General features: G+C 73.9%; 16 protein-coding genes and 1 pseudogene. 5 read left to right on the forward strand and 12 right to left on the reverse strand.

All coding sequences use genetic code 11. The features are described 5' to 3' along the window. Positions 1 to 81 precede the first annotated feature (81 nt). Positions 82 to 357, forward strand: coding sequence for a DUF6332 family protein (locus ACSU6Z_RS02645; protein WP_437042470.1), 276 nt, complete (start codon positions 82 to 84; stop codon positions 355 to 357). 113 nt (positions 358 to 470) lie between these two features. After that, on the forward strand, positions 471 to 1,961 hold the full coding sequence (locus tag ACSU6Z_RS02650; RefSeq protein WP_437042471.1) for a hypothetical protein: 1,491 nt from the start codon (positions 471 to 473) through the stop codon (positions 1,959 to 1,961). Between the two features lie 208 nt (positions 1,962 to 2,169). Here ACSU6Z_RS02650 and ACSU6Z_RS02655 read toward each other — a convergent pair whose 3' ends face one another. Beyond that, positions 2,170 to 3,402 (reverse strand): geranylgeranyl reductase family protein, encoded by a 1,233-nt coding sequence (locus ACSU6Z_RS02655; protein WP_437042472.1) that lies wholly within the window; start codon positions 3,400 to 3,402, stop codon positions 2,170 to 2,172. Positions 3,403 to 3,617: 215 nt separating this feature from the next. Here ACSU6Z_RS02655 and ACSU6Z_RS02660 point away from each other — a divergent pair, with 215 nt between their 5' ends. Beyond that, the gene (locus tag ACSU6Z_RS02660) at positions 3,618 to 4,973 is read left to right on the forward strand and encodes a dipeptidase (RefSeq protein ID WP_437042474.1); all 1,356 of its coding nucleotides are present in this window, start codon (positions 3,618 to 3,620) and stop codon (positions 4,971 to 4,973) included. A 272-nt stretch (positions 4,974 to 5,245) separates the two neighbouring features. Here the strand turns inward: ACSU6Z_RS02660 and ACSU6Z_RS02665 are convergent, their stop codons facing one another. From ACSU6Z_RS02665 to ACSU6Z_RS02675, 3 genes and pseudogenes are all read right to left on the reverse strand, one after another. Next, a complete protein-coding gene (locus tag ACSU6Z_RS02665; RefSeq protein WP_437042476.1) occupies positions 5,246 to 6,289 on the reverse strand; it encodes an NUDIX domain-containing protein in 1,044 nt (347 codons plus the stop codon). A 146-nt stretch (positions 6,290 to 6,435) separates the two neighbouring features. Beyond that, positions 6,436 to 6,630 carry a hypothetical protein gene (locus ACSU6Z_RS02670; RefSeq protein ID WP_437042477.1) on the reverse strand — a complete coding sequence of 65 codons (195 nt, stop codon included), beginning with the start codon at positions 6,628 to 6,630 and terminating at the stop codon, positions 6,436 to 6,438. 149 nt (positions 6,631 to 6,779) lie between these two features. Next, positions 6,780 to 7,730: pseudogene (locus ACSU6Z_RS02675) on the reverse strand (ROK family protein); the annotation flags it as partial. Between the two features lie 192 nt (positions 7,731 to 7,922). Here ACSU6Z_RS02675 and ACSU6Z_RS02680 point away from each other — a divergent pair. After that, positions 7,923 to 9,032 (forward strand): LacI family DNA-binding transcriptional regulator, encoded by a 1,110-nt coding sequence (locus ACSU6Z_RS02680; RefSeq protein WP_437042479.1) that lies wholly within the window; start codon positions 7,923 to 7,925, stop codon positions 9,030 to 9,032. A 183-nt stretch (positions 9,033 to 9,215) separates the two neighbouring features. Here the strand turns inward: ACSU6Z_RS02680 and ACSU6Z_RS02685 are convergent, their stop codons facing one another. The 5 genes from ACSU6Z_RS02685 to ACSU6Z_RS02705 form a co-directional block, all read right to left on the reverse strand. Continuing rightward, positions 9,216 to 10,532 (reverse strand): DUF6986 family protein, encoded by a 1,317-nt coding sequence (locus ACSU6Z_RS02685; protein ID WP_437042480.1) that lies wholly within the window; start codon positions 10,530 to 10,532, stop codon positions 9,216 to 9,218. 228 nt (positions 10,533 to 10,760) lie between these two features. Continuing rightward, positions 10,761 to 11,723, reverse strand: a complete 963-nt coding sequence (locus ACSU6Z_RS02690) for an electron transfer flavoprotein subunit alpha/FixB family protein (RefSeq protein ID WP_437042482.1) — start codon at positions 11,721 to 11,723, stop codon at positions 10,761 to 10,763. 57 nt (positions 11,724 to 11,780) lie between these two features. Continuing rightward, positions 11,781 to 12,569, reverse strand: a complete 789-nt coding sequence (locus tag ACSU6Z_RS02695; protein ID WP_437042483.1) for an electron transfer flavoprotein subunit beta/FixA family protein — start codon at positions 12,567 to 12,569, stop codon at positions 11,781 to 11,783. Between the two features lie 222 nt (positions 12,570 to 12,791). Beyond that, on the reverse strand, positions 12,792 to 13,301 hold the full coding sequence (locus tag ACSU6Z_RS02700) for a flavin reductase family protein (RefSeq protein WP_437042485.1): 510 nt from the start codon (positions 13,299 to 13,301) through the stop codon (positions 12,792 to 12,794). A gap of 68 nt (positions 13,302 to 13,369) precedes the next feature. Next, positions 13,370 to 13,744 (reverse strand): TlpA family protein disulfide reductase, encoded by a 375-nt coding sequence (locus ACSU6Z_RS02705; RefSeq protein ID WP_437042488.1) that lies wholly within the window; start codon positions 13,742 to 13,744, stop codon positions 13,370 to 13,372. A 291-nt stretch (positions 13,745 to 14,035) separates the two neighbouring features. Here ACSU6Z_RS02705 and ACSU6Z_RS02710 point away from each other — a divergent pair, with 291 nt between their 5' ends. Next, on the forward strand, positions 14,036 to 14,764 hold the full coding sequence (locus ACSU6Z_RS02710; protein ID WP_437042490.1) for a lysophospholipid acyltransferase family protein: 729 nt from the start codon (positions 14,036 to 14,038) through the stop codon (positions 14,762 to 14,764). 321 nt (positions 14,765 to 15,085) lie between these two features. On the opposite strand, the gene ACSU6Z_RS02715 is transcribed toward ACSU6Z_RS02710, so the two are convergent. The 3 genes from ACSU6Z_RS02715 to ACSU6Z_RS02725 all read right to left on the reverse strand — a co-directional run bounded on the left by ACSU6Z_RS02715 (position 15,086) and on the right by ACSU6Z_RS02725 (position 17,577). Then, positions 15,086 to 15,679 carry a transglutaminase domain-containing protein gene (locus ACSU6Z_RS02715; RefSeq protein ID WP_437042492.1) on the reverse strand — a complete coding sequence of 198 codons (594 nt, stop codon included), beginning with the start codon at positions 15,677 to 15,679 and terminating at the stop codon, positions 15,086 to 15,088. 84 nt (positions 15,680 to 15,763) lie between these two features. Then, positions 15,764 to 16,834: a threonine aldolase family protein gene (locus ACSU6Z_RS02720; RefSeq protein WP_437042494.1), complete on the reverse strand. Its 1,071-nt coding sequence runs from the start codon at positions 16,832 to 16,834 to the stop codon at positions 15,764 to 15,766. After that, positions 16,831 to 17,577 carry an SDR family NAD(P)-dependent oxidoreductase gene (locus ACSU6Z_RS02725; protein WP_437050157.1) on the reverse strand — a complete coding sequence of 249 codons (747 nt, stop codon included), beginning with the start codon at positions 17,575 to 17,577 and terminating at the stop codon, positions 16,831 to 16,833. The genes ACSU6Z_RS02720 and ACSU6Z_RS02725 overlap by 4 nt, the downstream gene beginning before the upstream one ends. Between the last annotated feature and the right edge of the window lie 37 nt (positions 17,578 to 17,614).

The raw sequence follows: 17,614 nt of genomic DNA on the forward strand, positions 1-17,614 counted from the left end.
CGGGCACCGCGCGCGGCCACCGGTCCGCGCGCCCGGCGCGACCCCCTTGCCCGCCGGGCACACCCCTGTGACACTCACGGCATGGAGCACCACGGGGGACGGCGGAGCCGGGCCGAGCGGGACGCGGTCACCGTCGAGATCGGGTACGCGCTGTTCAGCGCCGCGTTCGCGGCGGCCGTCCTCTTCGGGGCGGTGGCGGGACCGGCGTACGTCTTCGACCTGCCGGCCGGCGCGCGGAACACCCTCATCGGCTGCGGAAGGGCGGTGGCGGCCGTGGTCTTCGTCGTCCGGGTCGTCGGCGTGCTGGTCCGTTTCCGGCGGTCGGCCCAGGCCGGCCGCACCGGCCCCGGCTCGTAGGCCGGCGCCGGCGGGCGCGTGCGGTCCCGGCCTCCTCCCGCGGTCGCGGGGCCGCTCACATGGGCGTGCCGCGGAGTGCGACTCAGGCTGTACACGATGGCGACCCGAGGACGATGTGGCAGCGCGTGCCCCGCGCCGAGCATGGCCGGGTGACCGAGAACATCGCCGGACTGCACATGTCCCTTCCGGAAGTCCTTGTCCTGCCGGGTGCCGTCGCGTTGGTGGTGGCGCGCTGGTTCCCCCCTGCCGCCCGCCGGCGCGTCACGATCGCGGCGGGGGCGGTGTTCGTGCTGTCCGCGATCGTGCTGAGCGTGGTGGGGATCCGCTGGCAGCTGCTGCCGGTGCTGGCGGGCGCTGCCGTCGCGTCGCCGTTCGCCCTCTCCCCCCTGCTGCAACGCCGTACCGGCCGGCCTGCGTGGCGGGCCCGGTGGTGGCTGGCCCTGCCCGGGTCGGTGGCCTGCCTCGGCCTGATCGCCGCGGGGCCGGCGGCCGCCTGGGCCTTTCCCGTACCCGTGTTCCCCGAACCGTCGGGCCGTTTCGCGGTCGGCACCCGCGTGGTGCAGTGGAGCGACCCACGCCGCCCCGAGACCTTCACCGCCGATCCGCACGACCGGCGCACGGTCGTGGTCCAGCTCTGGTATCCCGCGCGGAAGAGCCCCGCGGGCGCGCGGCGGGCCCAGTACCTCGGCCGCACGGAGCACGAGGCGCGCACCGTCTCCGACGCCCTCGCCCGCCAGGTCGGCCTGCCCGGCTTCCTGGTCGACGGTATTCCGCGGGCCCGCACCCGCTCGGTCTTCGGCGCCCCGGTGGCCGACAGGGGTGGACGGTTCCCGGTCGTGCTGTTCTCCCCCGGGTCGGGCGGAGTGCGCACCCAGAACACCGCCTGGGCGGAGGAACTGGCCAGCCACGGCTACCTGGTCGCCGCCCTCGACCATCCGTACGACTCCGCCGCCGTCGTCCTCGCCGACGGCCGAACGATCCGCACCAGGACCGCCTCCACCGGCGACGGGGACGAGGACGGGAAGGCGGCGGTCGGCTGGACGGCTGTCCGGGCCGCCGACCTCGGCTTCGTCCTCACCCAGCTGGACCGTCTGGACCGAGGTGAGATCGCCGGCCCGCTGACCGGGCGCCTGGACACCGGCCGGGTCGCGGTCACCGGCCACTCCATGGGTGGTGCCGCCGCCCTGCAGGCAGCCCGGCGGGACCACCGGTTCGATGCCGTCATCGATCTGGACGGCTACCCCCACGGCCCCGCCTCCCCCTCCCTCCACCAGCCGGCACTCGCGCTCACCCAGGCCGTCACCCCCGCGACCGACCCGCGGTACATGCCCCGCCTCACCGGGGCCCTCGAGTTCAACACCGCGACGAGCTACCGGCTCACCATCCCCGGCGCCGCACACCTCACCTTCATGGACGGCCCCCTGTACCTGCCGCCCGTGCCCTCGGCGGTCGGCTCCCTGGGCCGCACGGGGAGCCCCCGCGTCGTCGCCGCGACCACGCTCGCCTTCCTGGACGCCACCCTGCGGCACAAACCCGTTGACCTGCCCGGCGTTCTGTCGGCCTACGGCGACCTCAGCGTCCACCGCCCGGGCGGCAACCGCTGACCGGCCGTGCGGCGGCAGCCGACGGCACGGCGTTCCCCCTCCCGGCCGGAGCGCGGTCCGCGGTGCCGCCCCCGCCGCGGACCAGCGCGCCGGGCCGATCCGCCGGCGAACGACGGCGGGCTCAAGCGGGCGGCGCGTCCGGCGAGGAGGCAGTCGCGTCCGCCCCGACACCCGGCCCCTCGCACCGCGGCCGCTCCGGCCATCCCGGTTACGAGCTGGCCGGGTCCTCGGCCGGGCGTCGGTCCAGCGCGGTCAGTGCCCGCTGGGCCAGCGGATGGCTGCGGACCAGTTCGCCCAGCGACGTCGAGCCCTGCGTGATGTCCTTGAACGCCCGCCAGGCCGGCCGGAAGCCGGTCAGGGCGGCGTGGAAGAGCCCCGGGCGCCGCTCGAAGAGCGCGAGCATCCGCTTGCCGACGCCCATCTCCACGCCGAGCCCCGCCTTGACGGCGAAGGCGTAGTTCAGGGCCTGCCGGCGGGCGTCCACGGCGTCCTGGGCCTCGGCGATGCGGACCGCCCACTCCCCCGCGAGCCGCCCCGACCTCAGCGCGAAGGAGATGCCCTCGCGGGTCCACGGCTCCAGGAGCCCCGCCGCGTCCCCGCACACCAGGACCCGGCCGCGGGAGAGCGGCGAGTCGTCGGTGCGGCAGCGGGTGAGGTGGCCGGAGGAGATGCTCGGCTCGAACCCGGCCAGACCGAGCCGGCCGATGAAGTCCTCCAGGTAGCGCTTGGTCGCCGCGCCCTCGCCCCGGGCGGAGATCACACCGACCGTCAGCGTGTCGTCCTTGGGGAAGACCCAGCCGTAACTGCCGGGCAGCGGTCCCCAGTCGATGAGGACCCGCCCCTTCCAGTCCTCGGCGACCGTCCGGGGCACCGGGATCTCGGCCTCCAGCCCGAGGTCGACCTGGTCCACCTTGACCCCGACGTGCGCGCCTATGCGGCTGGCGCTGCCGTCCGCGCCGACGACGGCCCGCGCGAGCACGGTCTCGCCGCCCTGCAGGACGACGGCGACCGTGCGCCGGTCCGGCACCGCCGACCCGTGCTGCTCGACCCGCGAGACCGTCACACCGGTGCGCAGCTCGGCGCCCGCCTTCTGCGCGTGCTCGACGAGCTGCTGGTCGAACTCGGGCCGGTTGACCAGACCGAACAGCATCTGCCGGGAGCGGCGCGTGCGCGTGAAGCGCCCGTTGTGGGAGAACGTGACGGCGTGGACACGGTCCTTGAACGGCAGTTCGAAGCCGGGCGGCAGCGTGTCGCGCGAGGGGCCGATGATGCCGCCGCCGCACGTCTTGTAGCGGGGCAGCTTCGCCTTCTCCAGCAGCAGCACGCGCCGCCCGGCGACCGCCGCCGCGTAGGCGGCCGAGGCCCCCGCGGGTCCCGCCCCCACCACGACGACGTCCCACACCTGCCGCGCGTCCTCCGCCGAAGAGTTCTCGCTGCTCACGATGGTCTACCGCTCCGATCCAGCCGCATGCCGCTTGTGTCCCCCGCATCCTACGGCGGTGTCGCCGCGGGCCACCTCGCGAGGAGCCGCCGATCGCCGTACGAACGCCGCCGGCACCCGCGCAAAGCCCCGCAAGCCCACCGTACGAGGCACCCCGGGCCGCTGTGCGAGGATCGGGCAACGGTACGAACGTCGCACCCACAAGGAGCGTGCCCATGTCGTCGCATCCGGTCGCCGGGACCGTCGCCTCGCTGATGCCCCGGGCGAAGGAGGAGCTCGCCGAGCTGGTGGCCTTCAAATCGGTGGCCGATTTCGACCAGTTCCCCAGGAGCGAGAGCGAGGGCGCCGCGCGCTGGATAGCCGACGCGCTGCGCGCCGAGGGCTTCCAGGACGTGGCGCTGCTGGACACTCCGGACGGCACCCAGTCGGTGTACGGCTACCTGCCCGGTCCCGAGGGCGCCAAGACGGTGCTGCTGTACGCCCACTACGACGTGCAGCCGCCGCTGGACGAGGCCGGCTGGGCCACTCCGCCCTTCGAACTGACCGAGCGCGACGGCCGCTGGTACGGGCGCGGGACCGCCGACTGCAAGGGCGGCGTGATCATGCACCTGCTGGCGCTGCGCGCGCTGAAGGCCGACGGCGGCGTCCCCGTGCACGTCAAGGTGATCGCCGAGGGGTCGGAGGAGCAGGGCACGGGCGGCCTGGAGCGGTACGCCGAGGAGCACCCGGAGCTGCTGGCCGCCGACGCCATCGTCATCGGTGACGCGGGCAACTTCCGGGCCGGTCTGCCGACGGTCACCTCCACCCTGCGCGGGATGACCCTGGTGCGCGTGCAGGTCGACACCCTGGAGGGCAACCTGCACTCGGGCCAGTTCGGCGGCGCCGCCCCCGACGCGCTGGCCGCCCTGATCCGCGTACTGGACTCGCTGCGCGCCGAGGACGGCTCGACGACCGTCGACGGTCTCACCGCCGACGCGCGGTGGGAGGGGCTCCAGTACGACGAGGAGCAGTTCCGGCGGGACGCCAAGGTGCTGGACGGGGTGGAGCTGATCGGCTCCGGCACGGTCGCCGACCGCATCTGGGCGCGGCCGGCCGTCACGGTCCTCGGCATCGACTGCCCGCCCGTCGTCGGCGCCACCCCGTCGGTGCAGGCGAGCGCCCGTGCGCTGATCAGCCTGCGGGTGCCGCCGGGCGTGGACGCCGCCGAGGCGACCGGGCTGCTCCGGGCGCACCTGGAGTCGCACACGCCGTGGGGCGCCCGGGTCGCCGTCGAGCAGATCGGCCAGGGCCAGGCGTTCCGCGCCGACACCACCAGCCCGGCGTACCGGGCCATGGCCGAGGCGATGGCGGTGGCCTACCCCGGCCAGGAGATGCAGTACGCCGGCCAGGGCGGCTCCATCCCGCTGTGCAACGCCCTCGCCACCCTCTATCCGCGGGCGGAGATCCTCCTCATCGGCCTGAGCGAGCCGGAGGCGCGGATCCACGCGGTGAACGAGAGCGTCTCCCCCGAGGAGCTGGAGCGGCTGTCGGTCGCCGAGGCGCTGTTCCTGCGCAACTACGCGGCGAGCTGACGCCCGCTCCTCCGACGGCGGAGGCCCCCGCTCCGAGGACGCGGGCCCTCCCGCGGTCGCCCCATGGACAGCACCACGGACACGGACACCGCCGAACCGCTCCCCGGCCGCCCGCGCCTGCCGCGCTTCCCCGTGGGCCGGGCCTGCCTCCGGCGCGACGGCGACCGGCTGTCGCCGGTCGACGCCGGACCGCCCGGATCGGCGGAACCGATTCGCCGGAGCGGGCGAGTCACTGTGCGCGGCGGTGAGCGCCTTCCGGTAGCCCCTCCGCGTCAGCCGACCGGGACGCCCGCCTCCAGGTACAGCGCCGTCCCTCGCTCCCGGGCCCGCAGGGCCCAGCGCAGGCGCTCGTACCGGACCGGGGGCAGCAGGCCGGCGGCCTCCTCCTCGGTGACGAACCGCCAGCCGCGCAGCTCGGGTCCGGGCAGCAGCAGCCGCCCGGCCTCGGCGGAGTCGAGGCGGCCGCCGTCGAAGAGCAGGCGCAGCCCGCCGAAGCCGGGCGGCGCGGGCCGCTCCCAGTCGACGACGAGCAGGGACGGTACGTCGTCCAGGTGGATGCCGGTCTCCTCGGCGACCTCGCGGATGCCGGCGCGGGCGGGTGCCTCGCCGGGTTCGACGACGCCGCCGGGGAACTCCCAGCCGGCCTTATAGGTGGGGTCGACGAGCAGCACCCTGTCCCGCTCGTCGAAGAGGAGGACGCCGGCGGCGAGCGTCTCGGCGGTGGGTTCGGGGGTCTGCACGATGTCGCAGACGGGCACGGCACCGGTGCCGACGGCCTCGGCGATGCGGGCGGCGGCCTCGTGCGGGGTGAGGGCGCTGGTGTCGACCGGGTGGGCGTCGGCGGTGAGCCAGGAGGCGAGGGCGGCCCGGTAGGGCTCGATGTGGTCGTAGGACCACTGCCGTACGCGCATCTCGCCGTCGGGGAGGTCCGCAGGGACCTCGCGGCCGGCTATCCGCTCCCGCAGGATCGTTTCAGCCGGGGCGAGAAGGATGTGCCGTACAGGGATACGGCGGGCGGCGAGACCGCCGAAGATCTCGTCGCGGTACTCCTGGCGCAGCAGGGTCATGGGCACCACCAGGGTCCCGCCGAGCTCGGCGAGCAGCGCCGCCGCCGTGTCGATCACGAGGCGGCGCCAGATCGGGAGGTCCTGGAAATCGCCGACCTCGGCGAGGCGCTTGGGCGGCAGCAGACGTGTGAGCTCCGCGCCGATCACCTCGGGGTCGAAGAGCGTGCTGTTCGGGATCAGTTCGATCAGCTCCCGTGCGGTGGACGTCTTCCCCGCACCGAACGCGCCGTTGATCCAGACGACGGTCACAGGTCCCCCTCTTCCGTTGGCCCCCTGTGGCTTGCCCGCTCCACCCTGCCACGGAAACCAGCCCCAGTTGAGGACCGCACGGAAACGGCGCCGGCGCCCCTGTCCTTGGGGCGCCGGCGCCGTGCGCGGCCCGGCCGGCCGGGGTCTCAGTGCCGGTCCTCCTCGAAGTGGTCGCGGAAGGCGAAGCTGTCGTCGCCGGTGGTCTGTTCGACGGTCGTGACGGCGTCGTCCATCACGTCGGGGCCGGACGGGGTCCCGCTCAGGCCGTGGGAGGGGGTGACCGCCGCGACGACGAAGCCGGTGGCGAGGGAGGCGAGGGCGAGCATGCTGCGCTTCTTCATGCCGGGTTCAACTGCGCGGGCGAGTCCGGGTCACGGCCGCGGAGGACGTTCCCGCCCCCCGGTACCGCGTCCGCCGTGCCGGGCAACGCACCGCCGGGGGTCTCCCGCGCACCCGCCGAAGCCGCCCCGCGCATCCCCGGGGTTCCCCGCACGTCCGCCGGAGCCGGGTCCGCCCGCCCGGTGAGGACGGCCGCCGCCGCCCCGACCAGCCCCGCGTCCGTGCCCATCCGGGCGGGGACCACCGTCAGGTGCCGGGTGAAGGACAGGGTCGCGTAGTCGGCCAAGGCCTCGCGCAGCGGGGCGAAGAGCACCTCGCCCGCCTTGCCGACGCCCCCGCCGATCACCGCGATGTCGATCTCGACGAGCGTCGCGGTGGCCGCGATGCCGGCGGCCAGCGCCCGGGCCGCCCGGCGGAAGGAGGCCACGGCGGCCGGGTCGCCGGCCCGTGCGGCGGCGGCCACCGCGGCGGCGGAGGTGTCGCCCTCGGGGCCGGGCCGCCAGCCGTTGTCCAGGGCCCGCCGGGCGATGTTGGGGCCGCTCGCGATCCGCTCCACGCAGCCGCGCGCGCCGCACGGGCAGGGGTCGCCGTCGAACTCCACGCTGATGTGGCCGATGTGGCCCGCGTTGCCGGTCGGCCCCGGGTGCAGCCTGCCGTTGAGCACCAGACCGCCGCCGACGCCCGTGGAGACCACCATGCACAGCGCGTTGTCGTGCCCGCGGGCGGCGCCCTGCCAGTGCTCGGCCGCCGTGATCGCGACGCCGTCGCCGATCAGCTCGACGGGCAGTCCCCCGACCGCGGCCCGGACCCGCGCGACCAGGGGGTAGTCGCGCCAGCCGGGCACGTTCACCGGGCTCACCGTGCCCGCGGAGGCGTCCACCGGGCCGGCGCTGCCGATGCCGACGGCCGTGGCGCGTGCCCACAGCGGCGAGGCGGTCAGCTCGCCGAGCACCTCCTCGACGGCGCGCATCACGGTCTCGCCGTCCTCCTGCGCGGGCGTGGCGCGCTGCGCGCGCACCAGGATCCGGCCGCGGCCGTCCACCAGTGCTCCGGCGATCTTGGTGCCGCCGATGTCCAGCGCGGCCACGAGGTCGGTGTGCATCAGAGTCGGATCTCCCCGTCCACCATGGGAAAACATGAGCAACGAACACGAGAAAAACACGGGAAACGCGGAAGGCGCCGCGGACCGGCCGGGTGGTGGCGGCGCGCTCCGGGAGGCGTCCTGGACAGTCTCCCCCGCCCTTGACAACGTTGTCCAGGCCCTATGCTCGACGCCACATCCCCATACGCACCCATGGACCGACGCGTCGTCCGCCGACGCGTTCGGTGGACGACAAGGACAGGACACCGCACCGTGCCCGAGACGCCCCGCCGCACCGACCGCCTCTCCGGGACCCGCTACGGCAACCGCCCCACCATGAAGGACGTCGCCGCCCGCGCCGGGGTCGGGCTCAAGACCGTCTCTCGCGTGGTCAACGGCGAACCGGGCGTGACGCCGGAGACGGAACGGCGCGTCCAGGAGGCCATCGACGCGCTCGGCTTCCGCCGCAACGACAGCGCGCGGGTGCTCCGCAAGGGCCGCACGGCCAGCATCGGCCTGGTCCTGGAGGATCTCGCGGACCCGTTCTACGGGCCGCTCAGCCGCGCGGTGGAGGAAGTGGCCCGGGCCCACGGCGCCCTGCTCATCAACGGATCCAGCGCCGAGGACCCGGACCGTGAACGGGAACTGGTGCTGGCGCTGTGCGCCCGGCGCGTGGACGGGCTGGTGGTGATCCCGGCCGGGGACGACCACCGGTACCTGGAGCCGGAGCTGAAGGCGGGCGTCGCCACGGTGTTCGTGGACCGGCCGGCCGGGCGGATCGACGCGGACGTGGTGCTCTCGGACAACTTCGGCGGCGCCCGCGACGGCGTGGCCCATCTGATCGCGCACGGGCACCGCAGGATCGGGTTCATCGGCGACATGCCCCGGATCCACACCGCCGCCGAGCGGCTGCGCGGTTACCGGGCGGCCATGGAGGACGCGGGCATACCGGTGAAGGACTCCTGGATGTCGCTGGGCGCCACGGATCCCGAGCGGGTGCGCCGGGCGACCGAGGAGATGCTCGCGGACCCGCACCCGGTCACCGCGGTCTTCGCGGGCAACAACCGGGTGACGGTCACCGTGATCCGCGTCCTCGCCGGGCACTCCCGACGCGTCGCCTTCGTCGGTTTCGACGACATCGAACTCGCCGACCTGCTCCAGCCGGGGGTGACCGTCGTCGCCCAGGACGCGGCGGCCCTCGGCCGCACCGCCGCCGAACGGCTCTTCCGGCAGCTGGACGGCGGCCTCGCTGCGCCCGGACGCGTCGAACTGCCGACCCGGCTGGTCACCCGCGGCTCGGGCGAGCTGCCGCCCGCGGACTGAGCGGCCCGCCACGGCCCGGACGCCTTCGGCACACCGCACCGCTTCCGGGGCGCGCGTCCGCCCGGCGTACCGCACGGTGCCGCCGGGCCCGTGCCGTACGCCGGCCCCCGGTGTCGCACCCGAAGGAGCTCCGCGCCCGCGGTGCCGGAGGGGCTTCCTGCGCGCCTTTGCGTACCGGAGCCGTCACCCCGCAGCCGGCGTCTGCCGCGCCGACGCCGTCAGGCCGCTGCGCCGGGGTGCGGCGAAGCCCTCCAGGTCGGCGCGGGTCAGGCCGGTGAGCCGGGCGACCTCGGCGGTGTCGAGGGCGCCGCAGTCCAGACCGCGCAGCAGATGGCCGGCGAGGGCCTTGGCGGTGGCGGGTTCGTCGGCGATGTCGCCGCCGGCGTGGTCGGCGTAGCGGGCGAGGCGGGCGGCGGCCTGCTCGAAGCCCTCGCGGTAGAAGGCGAAGACGGCGGCGTAGCGGGTGGGGATGTGGCCCGGGTGCATGTCCCAGCCCTGGTAGTAGGCGCGGGCGAGGGCGCGGCGGGTGAGGCCGTAGTGCAGGCGCCAGGCGTCGTGGACCTTCTCGGTGGGACCGACCGGCAGGACGTTGGTGGAGCCGTCCGAGACGCGGACGCCGGTGCCCGCGGCGGCGACCTGCATGACCGCCTTGGCGTGGTCGGCGGCCGGGTGGTCGCCGGCCTGGTGGGCGGCGGAGACGCCGAGGCATGCGCTGTAGTCGAAGGTGCCGTAGTGCAGCCCGGTGGCGCGGCCCCCGGCGGCGTGGATCATGCGGGCGACGGCGGCGGTGCCGTCGGCGGCGAGGATGGACTGGCTGGTCTCGATCTGGATCTCGAAGCCGATCCGGCCGGACTCCAGCCCGTGCGCCTTCTCGAACGCCTCCAGCAGGCGGGCCATGGCGGCGACCTGCTCGGGGTAGGTCACCTTGGGCAGGGTGAGCACCAGTCCGCCGGGCAGGCCGCCCGCCTCCATCAGGCCGGTGAGGAAGATGTCGAGGGTGCGGATGCCCCGGTCGCGCACGGCCGCCTCCATGCACTTCATGCGGATGCCCATGTACGGGGCGGCGGTGCCCTGGGCGTACGCCTCGGCGATGACGCGGGCCGCACGGGCGGCGGCCTCGTCCTCCTCGGCGCCGGGGCGGTTGCCGTAACCGTCCTCGAAGTCGACGCGCAGGTCCTCGATCGGTTCGCGCTCCAGCTTGGCGCGCACCCGGGAGTACACCGGCTCGGCGAGGTCCTCGCGGAGTCCGAGGACGGCGGCGAAGGAGGCGGCGTCGGGGGCGTGCTCGTCGAGCGCGGCCAGCGCCCGGTCGCCCCAGGAGCGTACGGTGCCGGCGGTGAAGGCGTCGCCGGGGACGTAGACGGTGTGGACGGGCTGGCGGGTGCCGGGGTCCCCGGGGTAGCGGCGTTCCAGCTCCGCGTCGACCGGTGCGAGGGAGGCGCTGATCTCCTCGCTCACGGTGCCCGCGAGGCTTGTCGCCACCTTCTCCTGCTGACCCATTCCACACCCTCCAATTTTCCGTTGTACGGAATCTGCAATCCGCACAGCGAAGTTATCCGCCGAACTTCCCGCCGGTCAACACCCTCTTCCCGGCCCAGGCGCCGCCTCCGGCCGTCCGGTACGGCACTCGCCGGCGGTGACGAAGCCGGTGGGGAACGCCCCCGGGGAAGGCCGAGGCCCCCGCGACCAGGGGCGGTCGCGGGGGCCTCGTGCGCACGGCGTGCGGGATCAGCCCTTGCGGGCCCTGATCTCCTCGGTGAGCTGCGGTACGACCTCGAAGAGGTCGCCGACGACGCCGTAGTCGACCAGGTCGAAGATCGGGGCCTCCGGGTCCTTGTTGATCGCCACGATCGTCTTGGAGGTCTGCATGCCGGCACGGTGCTGGATCGCGCCGGAGATGCCGGAGGCGATGTACAGCTGCGGGGAGACGGACTTGCCGGTCTGGCCCACCTGGTTGGTGTGCGGGTACCAGCCCGCGTCCACCGCGGCGCGCGAGGCGCCCACGGCGGCGCCCAGCTCGTCGGCGAGGGCCTCGATGAGTCCGAAGTTCTCCGCGCCGTTGACGCCGCGGCCGCCGGAGACCACGATCGCGGCCTCGGTCAGCTCCGGACGGCCGGTCGACTCACGCGGCGTACGGCCCGTGACCTTCGTACCGGTCGCCTGCGCGGAGAAGGACACCTCCAGCGCCTCGACCGCGCCCGCGGCCGGAGCGGCCTCCACGGCGGCCGAGTTCGGCTTGACCGTGATGACCGGGGTGCCCTTGGTGACGCGGGACTTGGTGGTGTAGGAGGCGGCGAACACCGACTGGGTGGCCACCGGGCCCTCGTCGCCGGCCTCCAGGTCGACGGCGTCGGTGATGACGCCGGAGCCGATGCGCAGCGCCAGACGCGCGGCGATCTCCTTGCCCTCGGCGGAGGACGGCACCAGCACGGCGGCCGGGGAGACCTGCTCGACGGCGGCCTGCAGGGCGTCCACCTTCGGCACGACCAGGTAGTCGGCGTACTCGGACGCCTCGTGGGTGAGGACCTTCACCGCGCCGTGCTCGGCGAGCGTGGCGGCGGTGCCGGCGGCGCCGCCTCCGAGGGCGACGGCGACCGGGTCGCCGATGCGGCGGGCGAGGGTCAGCAGCTCCAGGGTGGGCTTGCGGACGGCACCGTCCACGTGGTCGACGTAGACGAGAACTTCAGCCATGGGATGGATCTCCTTGCGAAAATCGCGAAGTCTGAGGGGCGGTGAGGGGCGTGGCCCCTAGATGAACTTCTGGCTCGCGAGGAACTCGGCGAGCTGCTTGCCGCCCTCGCCCTCGTCCTTGACGACCGTGCCCGCGGTCCGGGCCGGGCGCTCGTTCGCCGCGTCGACGGTCGTGTAGGCACCCTCGAGACCGACCTCCTCCGCCTCGATGCCGAGGTCGGACAGGTCCCAGGACTGAACCGGCTTCTTCTTGGCCGCCATGATGCCCTTGAAGGACGGGTAACGCGCCTCGCCCGACTGGTCGGTGACCGACACGACCGCCGGCAGCGACGCCTCCAGCTGCTCGGAGGCGACGTCGCCGTCGCGGCGACCCCTGACCGTGCCGTCCTCGACCGACACCTCGGACAGCAGGGTCACCTGCGGTACGCCCAGGCGCTCGGCCAGCAGCGCCGGCACGACGCCCATGGTGCCGTCCGTCGACGCCATGCCGGAGATCACCAGGTCGTAGCCGGCCTTCTCGATCGCCTTGGCCAGCACCAGGGAGGTGCCGATCGCGTCGGTGCCGTGCAGGTCGTCGTCCTCGACGTGGATCGCCTTGTCGGCGCCCATCGACAGCGCCTTGCGCAGCGCGTCCTTGGCGTCCTCCGGGCCCACCGTCAGGACGGTGACCTCCACGTCGTCGTCGGAGTTCTCCGAGATCTGCAGCGCCTGCTCGACCGCGTACTCGTCCAGTTCGGAGAGCAGACCGTCCACGTCGTCCCGGTCGACGGTCAGGTCATCGGCGAAGCGCCGGTCGCCAGTGGCGTCGGGCACGTACTTCACGGTGACAACGATCCTCAAGCTCACGCCGGCTCTCCTACTGCATCGACATTTCAGTGCTGCCTGCTTGCAGGCAGCATAGGCGCCCGCAGCGGCCGATCCCGGTCGGGGCGGCCCTGCGCTCCCGCCGGAATATTACTCGTCAGTACATCCAGTCCATCCCCGCTAAGCAAGCGCTTTGAACTGTGACCTTCGCAACGCAGCGTAACCGGAACCCGACGGTTTCACAGAAGGGCCCGCGGCGCCGGGTCAGTCGCGCAGTCCGGTGAAGCGCCCCTGGTGGTAGAGGAGGGGCCGGCCGGAGCCGGCGAAGTCGCCGTGCACGACCTCGGCCAGCACGACGCGGTGGTCCCCGGCCGGGACGCGGGCGACGACGCGGCCCACCAGCCAGGCGAGGACGCCGTCGAGGACGGGCACGCCCTCGGGGCCCTCGCGCCAGGCCGTGGGCGGGCCGAAGCGGTCGGCGCCCCTGCGGGCGAAGGTGGCGGCGAGCTCCCGCTGGTGCTCGCCGAGTATGTGCACCCCGACGTGGCCGGCGATGGCGACGGCGGGCCAGCTGGAGGAGCCGGTGCCGACCCCGAAGGAGAGCATCGGGGGATCCGCGGAGACCGAGGCGAGGGAGGTGGCGGTGAATCCGGCCGGGCCGTTGCCACCGCGGGCGGTGATCACGGCGACTCCCGCCGCGTGGCGCCGGAAGACGGAGCGGAACAGGTCGTCGGCGGCCGGCCGGGATATGCCCGGGGCGGGCGTGGTCGTCATGGAATGTTCCTTGTGCGGGTTGTCCTGCCGCGCGAGGCGCGGGAACGGCTGGTCCGGCGGGGCGGGCGTCACACCGCCTCCCCCAGGGCGGCGATCACGTCCGCGGTGCGCGGCCGGCCGGTGGCGCGCCGTACGACGCGGCCGTCCGCGTCCAGGACGAGCACCGTCGGGGTCTTGAGGATGCCCAGGGCACGGACGAGCCCGAGACGGGACTCGGCGTCGATCTCGACGTGGGTGACGCCCGGCACCATGCGGGCCACCTCGCCGAGGACCCGCCGGGTGGCCCGGCAGGGCGCGCAGAAGGCGCTGGAGAAGTGTACGAGGGTGGCGCGTTCACCGAGACCGGTGCCCAGTGCGGCGGCGTCGAGCCGCACGCCGTCGTCCCGTTCGCGCACGCGTCCTCTCCCCCTCGTCTCCGATCCGTCCCCGGGTGAAGCGTTCACGGGGCCGCAAAGATTCCCGCGCTTTCCCGGGTGCCCGCCGCGGAATGCTCGATTCTTCCGGATGCCGGTGCGGGGGAACCACCGAGGGGCGGGGGCTGCACGCTCGGTAACCCTTCGGCAAAGAGCCGGTCAAAGGCAGGACGTGACGAGAATTACGCCGCCACCGGGCACCAGGACTGGTTCGCGGGCCGTTCTTGGGGCACCATCTGCGACGTGCCGTAAAACCTACGGCCGCGTAGCTTTCCACTGGGAGTCCCTTCCCAGGCAGAGCAGGAAGGGTCCGTCCGGCCCATGGCAGAACTCGTCTACCGCCCGGTCATCGGTCTCGCCCGCGCCATGTTCAAGGTGTGGGACCTCAAGATCGACTGCCGGGGATCGGAGAACATCCCGCGCTCGGGCGGCGCGGTGCTGGTGAGCAATCACATCAGCTATCTGGACTTCGTCTTCAACGGACTGGCGGCGCTGCCGCAGAAGCGGCTCGTGCGTTTCATGGCGAAGGAGTCCGTCTTCCGGCACCGGATCTCCGGTCCCCTGATGCGCGGGATGAAGCACATCCCGGTCGACCGCAAGCAGGGCGAGGCGGCCTACGCGCACGCCCTGGACTCGCTGCGGTCGGGGGAAATCATCGGGGTCTTCCCGGAGGCCACCATCTCGGAGTCGTTCACGCTGAAGAGCTTCAAGTCGGGTGCCGCGCGCCTGGCCCAGGAGGCGGGCGTTCCGCTGATCCCGATGGCGGTGTGGGGCACGCAGCGGCTGTGGACCAAGGGCCATCCGCGCAATTTCAAGCGCAGCCACATCCCGATCACCATCCGGGTCGGCGAGGCGATCGACGCCTCCCGCGAGCAGTACGCGGGCGCCCTCACGCGCCGGCTGCGCGAGCGCGTGCAGGAGCTGCTGGAGGCCGCGCAGCGCGCCTATCCCGTGCGCCCCAAGGAATCGGACGACACCTGGTGGATGCCGGCCCACCTCGGCGGCACGGCCCCGACGGCGGAGCAGGTCCGCGCGGCGGAGGCGCGCTGAGCGGTGCCCCCGCCCGCCGGACGGATGGCCGTCCGGGACGGGGTCCGTGCCGGTCCGGCGGCGCGGGCGGTGACGTGCGTTCCGGGGCCTGGCCCCTGCGGCAGCCCGGCGGGTCCGGCCTCCGCCCCGGTGGCCGGCAGCGGCGCCCGGCCCTTTGACGGGAAGGCGCCGAAGGCCCCGCCCCCTCGGCGAACCGGGTGCGCGGTTCCCGCCGCCGGCTGCGACGGCGGTGCCGGAGTCCTCGTCGCCGGCGGCCCGGTCCCGCCATTTCCCGCCCCGGACCGGGAAGTGGCGGGCGTGCGGGTCGTGGCCGGCCCCGCCTCAGAGCGCGGTCGGCAGCGTCCGCCAGAGGTGCGGCCGGTCGGGCGCCGCCTTCAGGGCGTCCAGCACGGCCGGATGCGGCTCGGCGTACAGCACCGGGTAGTCCGCCTCACCGCGCTCCGGGTCGGGGGTCCAGGCCAGCCGCTCCCCCTCCAGCGAGAACCCGGCGTCCACGCCGGGCTTGTTGCCGCGCGGGTCCTGCCGGTGCCAGGCGCCGTCGAAGCGGACCGCGACCAGCCCGTGCACCACGTACCCGTCGCCTCCGTCGTGCAGCAGCCGCTGGTAGCACAGTGCGGCGGGGATGTCCTCGGCCCGCAGCAGCGCGGCCAGCGCGTGGGCCTTGGCGTGGCAGATCCCGGTGCCCTGCGCCAGGACGTCGGAGGCCCGCCAGGTGACGCGCGGGTCCGCGACGTCCTGTGAGTGCGGGATTGCGTCGCGGACGTACTCGAACGCCAGCCGCGCATACTCATACGAATCCTCCGCTTCCCTGGCGAGACGCGCGGCCCTCTCCCGTACGACCGGGTGACCATGATCGACGACGTCGTCGTCGGCCAAGTAAGCGGAAAGATCAGAGTTTTGCTGGATCAGCTCCATGCTTGCGGAGCATAGGAATGCGATCACCCACGAGTCAATGACTTTTCAGTTGATCGCATATCCATGCACCGCTCGGGGGTTGCCTCAGCGGGCCATCTCCTCCTTGAGGGCCGCCACGAACGCGTCCACGTCCTCCTCGGTGGTGTCGAAGGCGCACATCCAGCGCACGTCGCCCGCGGCCTCGTCCCAGAAGTAGAAGCGGAACCGCTTCTGGAGCCGCTCGCTCACCTCGCGGGGCAGCCGGGCGAAGACCGCGTTGGCCTGCACGGGGTAGAGGATCTCCACCCCGTGCACCGCGCGGACGCCCTCGGCGAGGCGCTGGGCCATCTCGTTGGCGTGGCGGGCGTTGCGCAGCCACAGGTCCTTGGCGAGCAGGGCCTCCAACTGCACCGAAACGAAGCGCATCTTGGAGGCGAGCTGCATGGACAGCTTGCGCAGGTGCTTCATGTGGCGGACGGCGTCGGGGTTGACGACGACGACCGCCTCGCCGAACAGGGCACCGTTCTTGGTCCCGCCCAGGGAGAGGATGTCGACGCCGGCCGCGTTGGTGAACGCGCGCATCGGCACGTCCAGGGAGGCGGCGGCGTTGGCTATCCGGGAGCCGTCGAGGTGGACCTTCATGCCGTGCGCGTGGGCGTGCTCGCAGATGGCCCGGATCTCGTCGGGGGTGTAGAGGGTGCCGAGTTCGGTGCTCTGGGTGATCGAGACGACCTGCGGCATGGCACGGTGCTCGTCGTCCCAGCCGTACGCCTGGCGGTCGATCAGCTCGGGGGTGAGCTTGCCGTCGGGGGTGGGGACGGTGAGCAGCTTCAGGCCGCCGACCCGCTCGGGCGCCCCGCACTCGTCGACGTTGATGTGCGCGCTCTCGGCGCAGATCACCGCGCCCCAGCGGTCGGTGACCGCCTGGAGCGCGACGACGTTGGCTCCGGTGCCGTTGAAGACCGGGAAGGCTTCCGCCGTCGCCCCGAAGTGCCCGCGGACGACGCGCTGGAGGTTCTCCGTGTACGCGTCCTCGCCGTAGGCGGTCTGGTGCCCGCCGTTGGCCAGGGCCAGGGCGGCGAGCACCTCCGGGTGGGCGCCGGCGTAGTTGTCGCTGGCGAATCCCCGTTCCCGCGGGTCGTGGTGGCGGCGCGCGTCGGTCTTGGGGGGGTTCACGGCTTCTCGGTCAGCCACAGACGGTTTCCGTTCACTTCCGCGGCGGGCTTCTCCCAGACTCCGGCGACGGCCTCGGCCAGGTCCGCCACGTCCGTGAAGCCCGCGAACTTCGCGTTGGGGCGTTCGGCGCGCATCGCGTCGTGCACCAGCGCCTTCACCACCAGGATCGCAGCCGCGGAGGTCGGCCCCCGCTCGCCCCCCGCCTTGCGGAAGTAGTCGGCCAGGGCGAGCGTCCACGCCTCGGCGGCGGCCTTGGCGGCCGCGTACGCGGCGTTGCCCGCGGTGGGCTTGCTCGCACCCGCCGCGCTGATCAGGACGTACCGGCCGCGGTCGCTGCGCTGGAGCGGCTCGTGGAAGGCGAGGGAGGTGTGCTGGACGGTGCGGACCAGCAGCTTCTCCAGCAGGTCCCAGTCGCCGAGGTCGGTCTTGGTGAAGGTCTGGCTGCCGCGCCAGCCCCCGACGAGGTGGACCAGGCCGTCGACCCGGCCGTACTCCTTCTCGATGCGGGCGGCCCAGTCCTTGGCGGCGTCCGCGTCGAGCAGGTCGACCGTCTCGCCGGTGACCGTGGCGCCGCCGTGCGCGTAGCGCGCCGCGTCCACGGCCTCGGCCAGCCGCTGCGGGTCGTTGTCCGAGCCGACGACGGTCGCTCCCGCCTCCGCGAGCCTGAGCAGCGCGGCCCGTCCGGCGGGTCCGCCCGCACCGGCCACCGCGATCACCGCGCCCTCGAGCGCCCCGTTCCCCATGGTCCTCGCCTCCCGAGCCTTGTCTTCCGTGCGGTCG

It is taken from the genome of Streptomyces sp. enrichment culture (assembly GCF_964273145.1).
GTDB lineage: Bacteria > Actinomycetota > Actinomycetes > Streptomycetales > Streptomycetaceae > Streptomyces.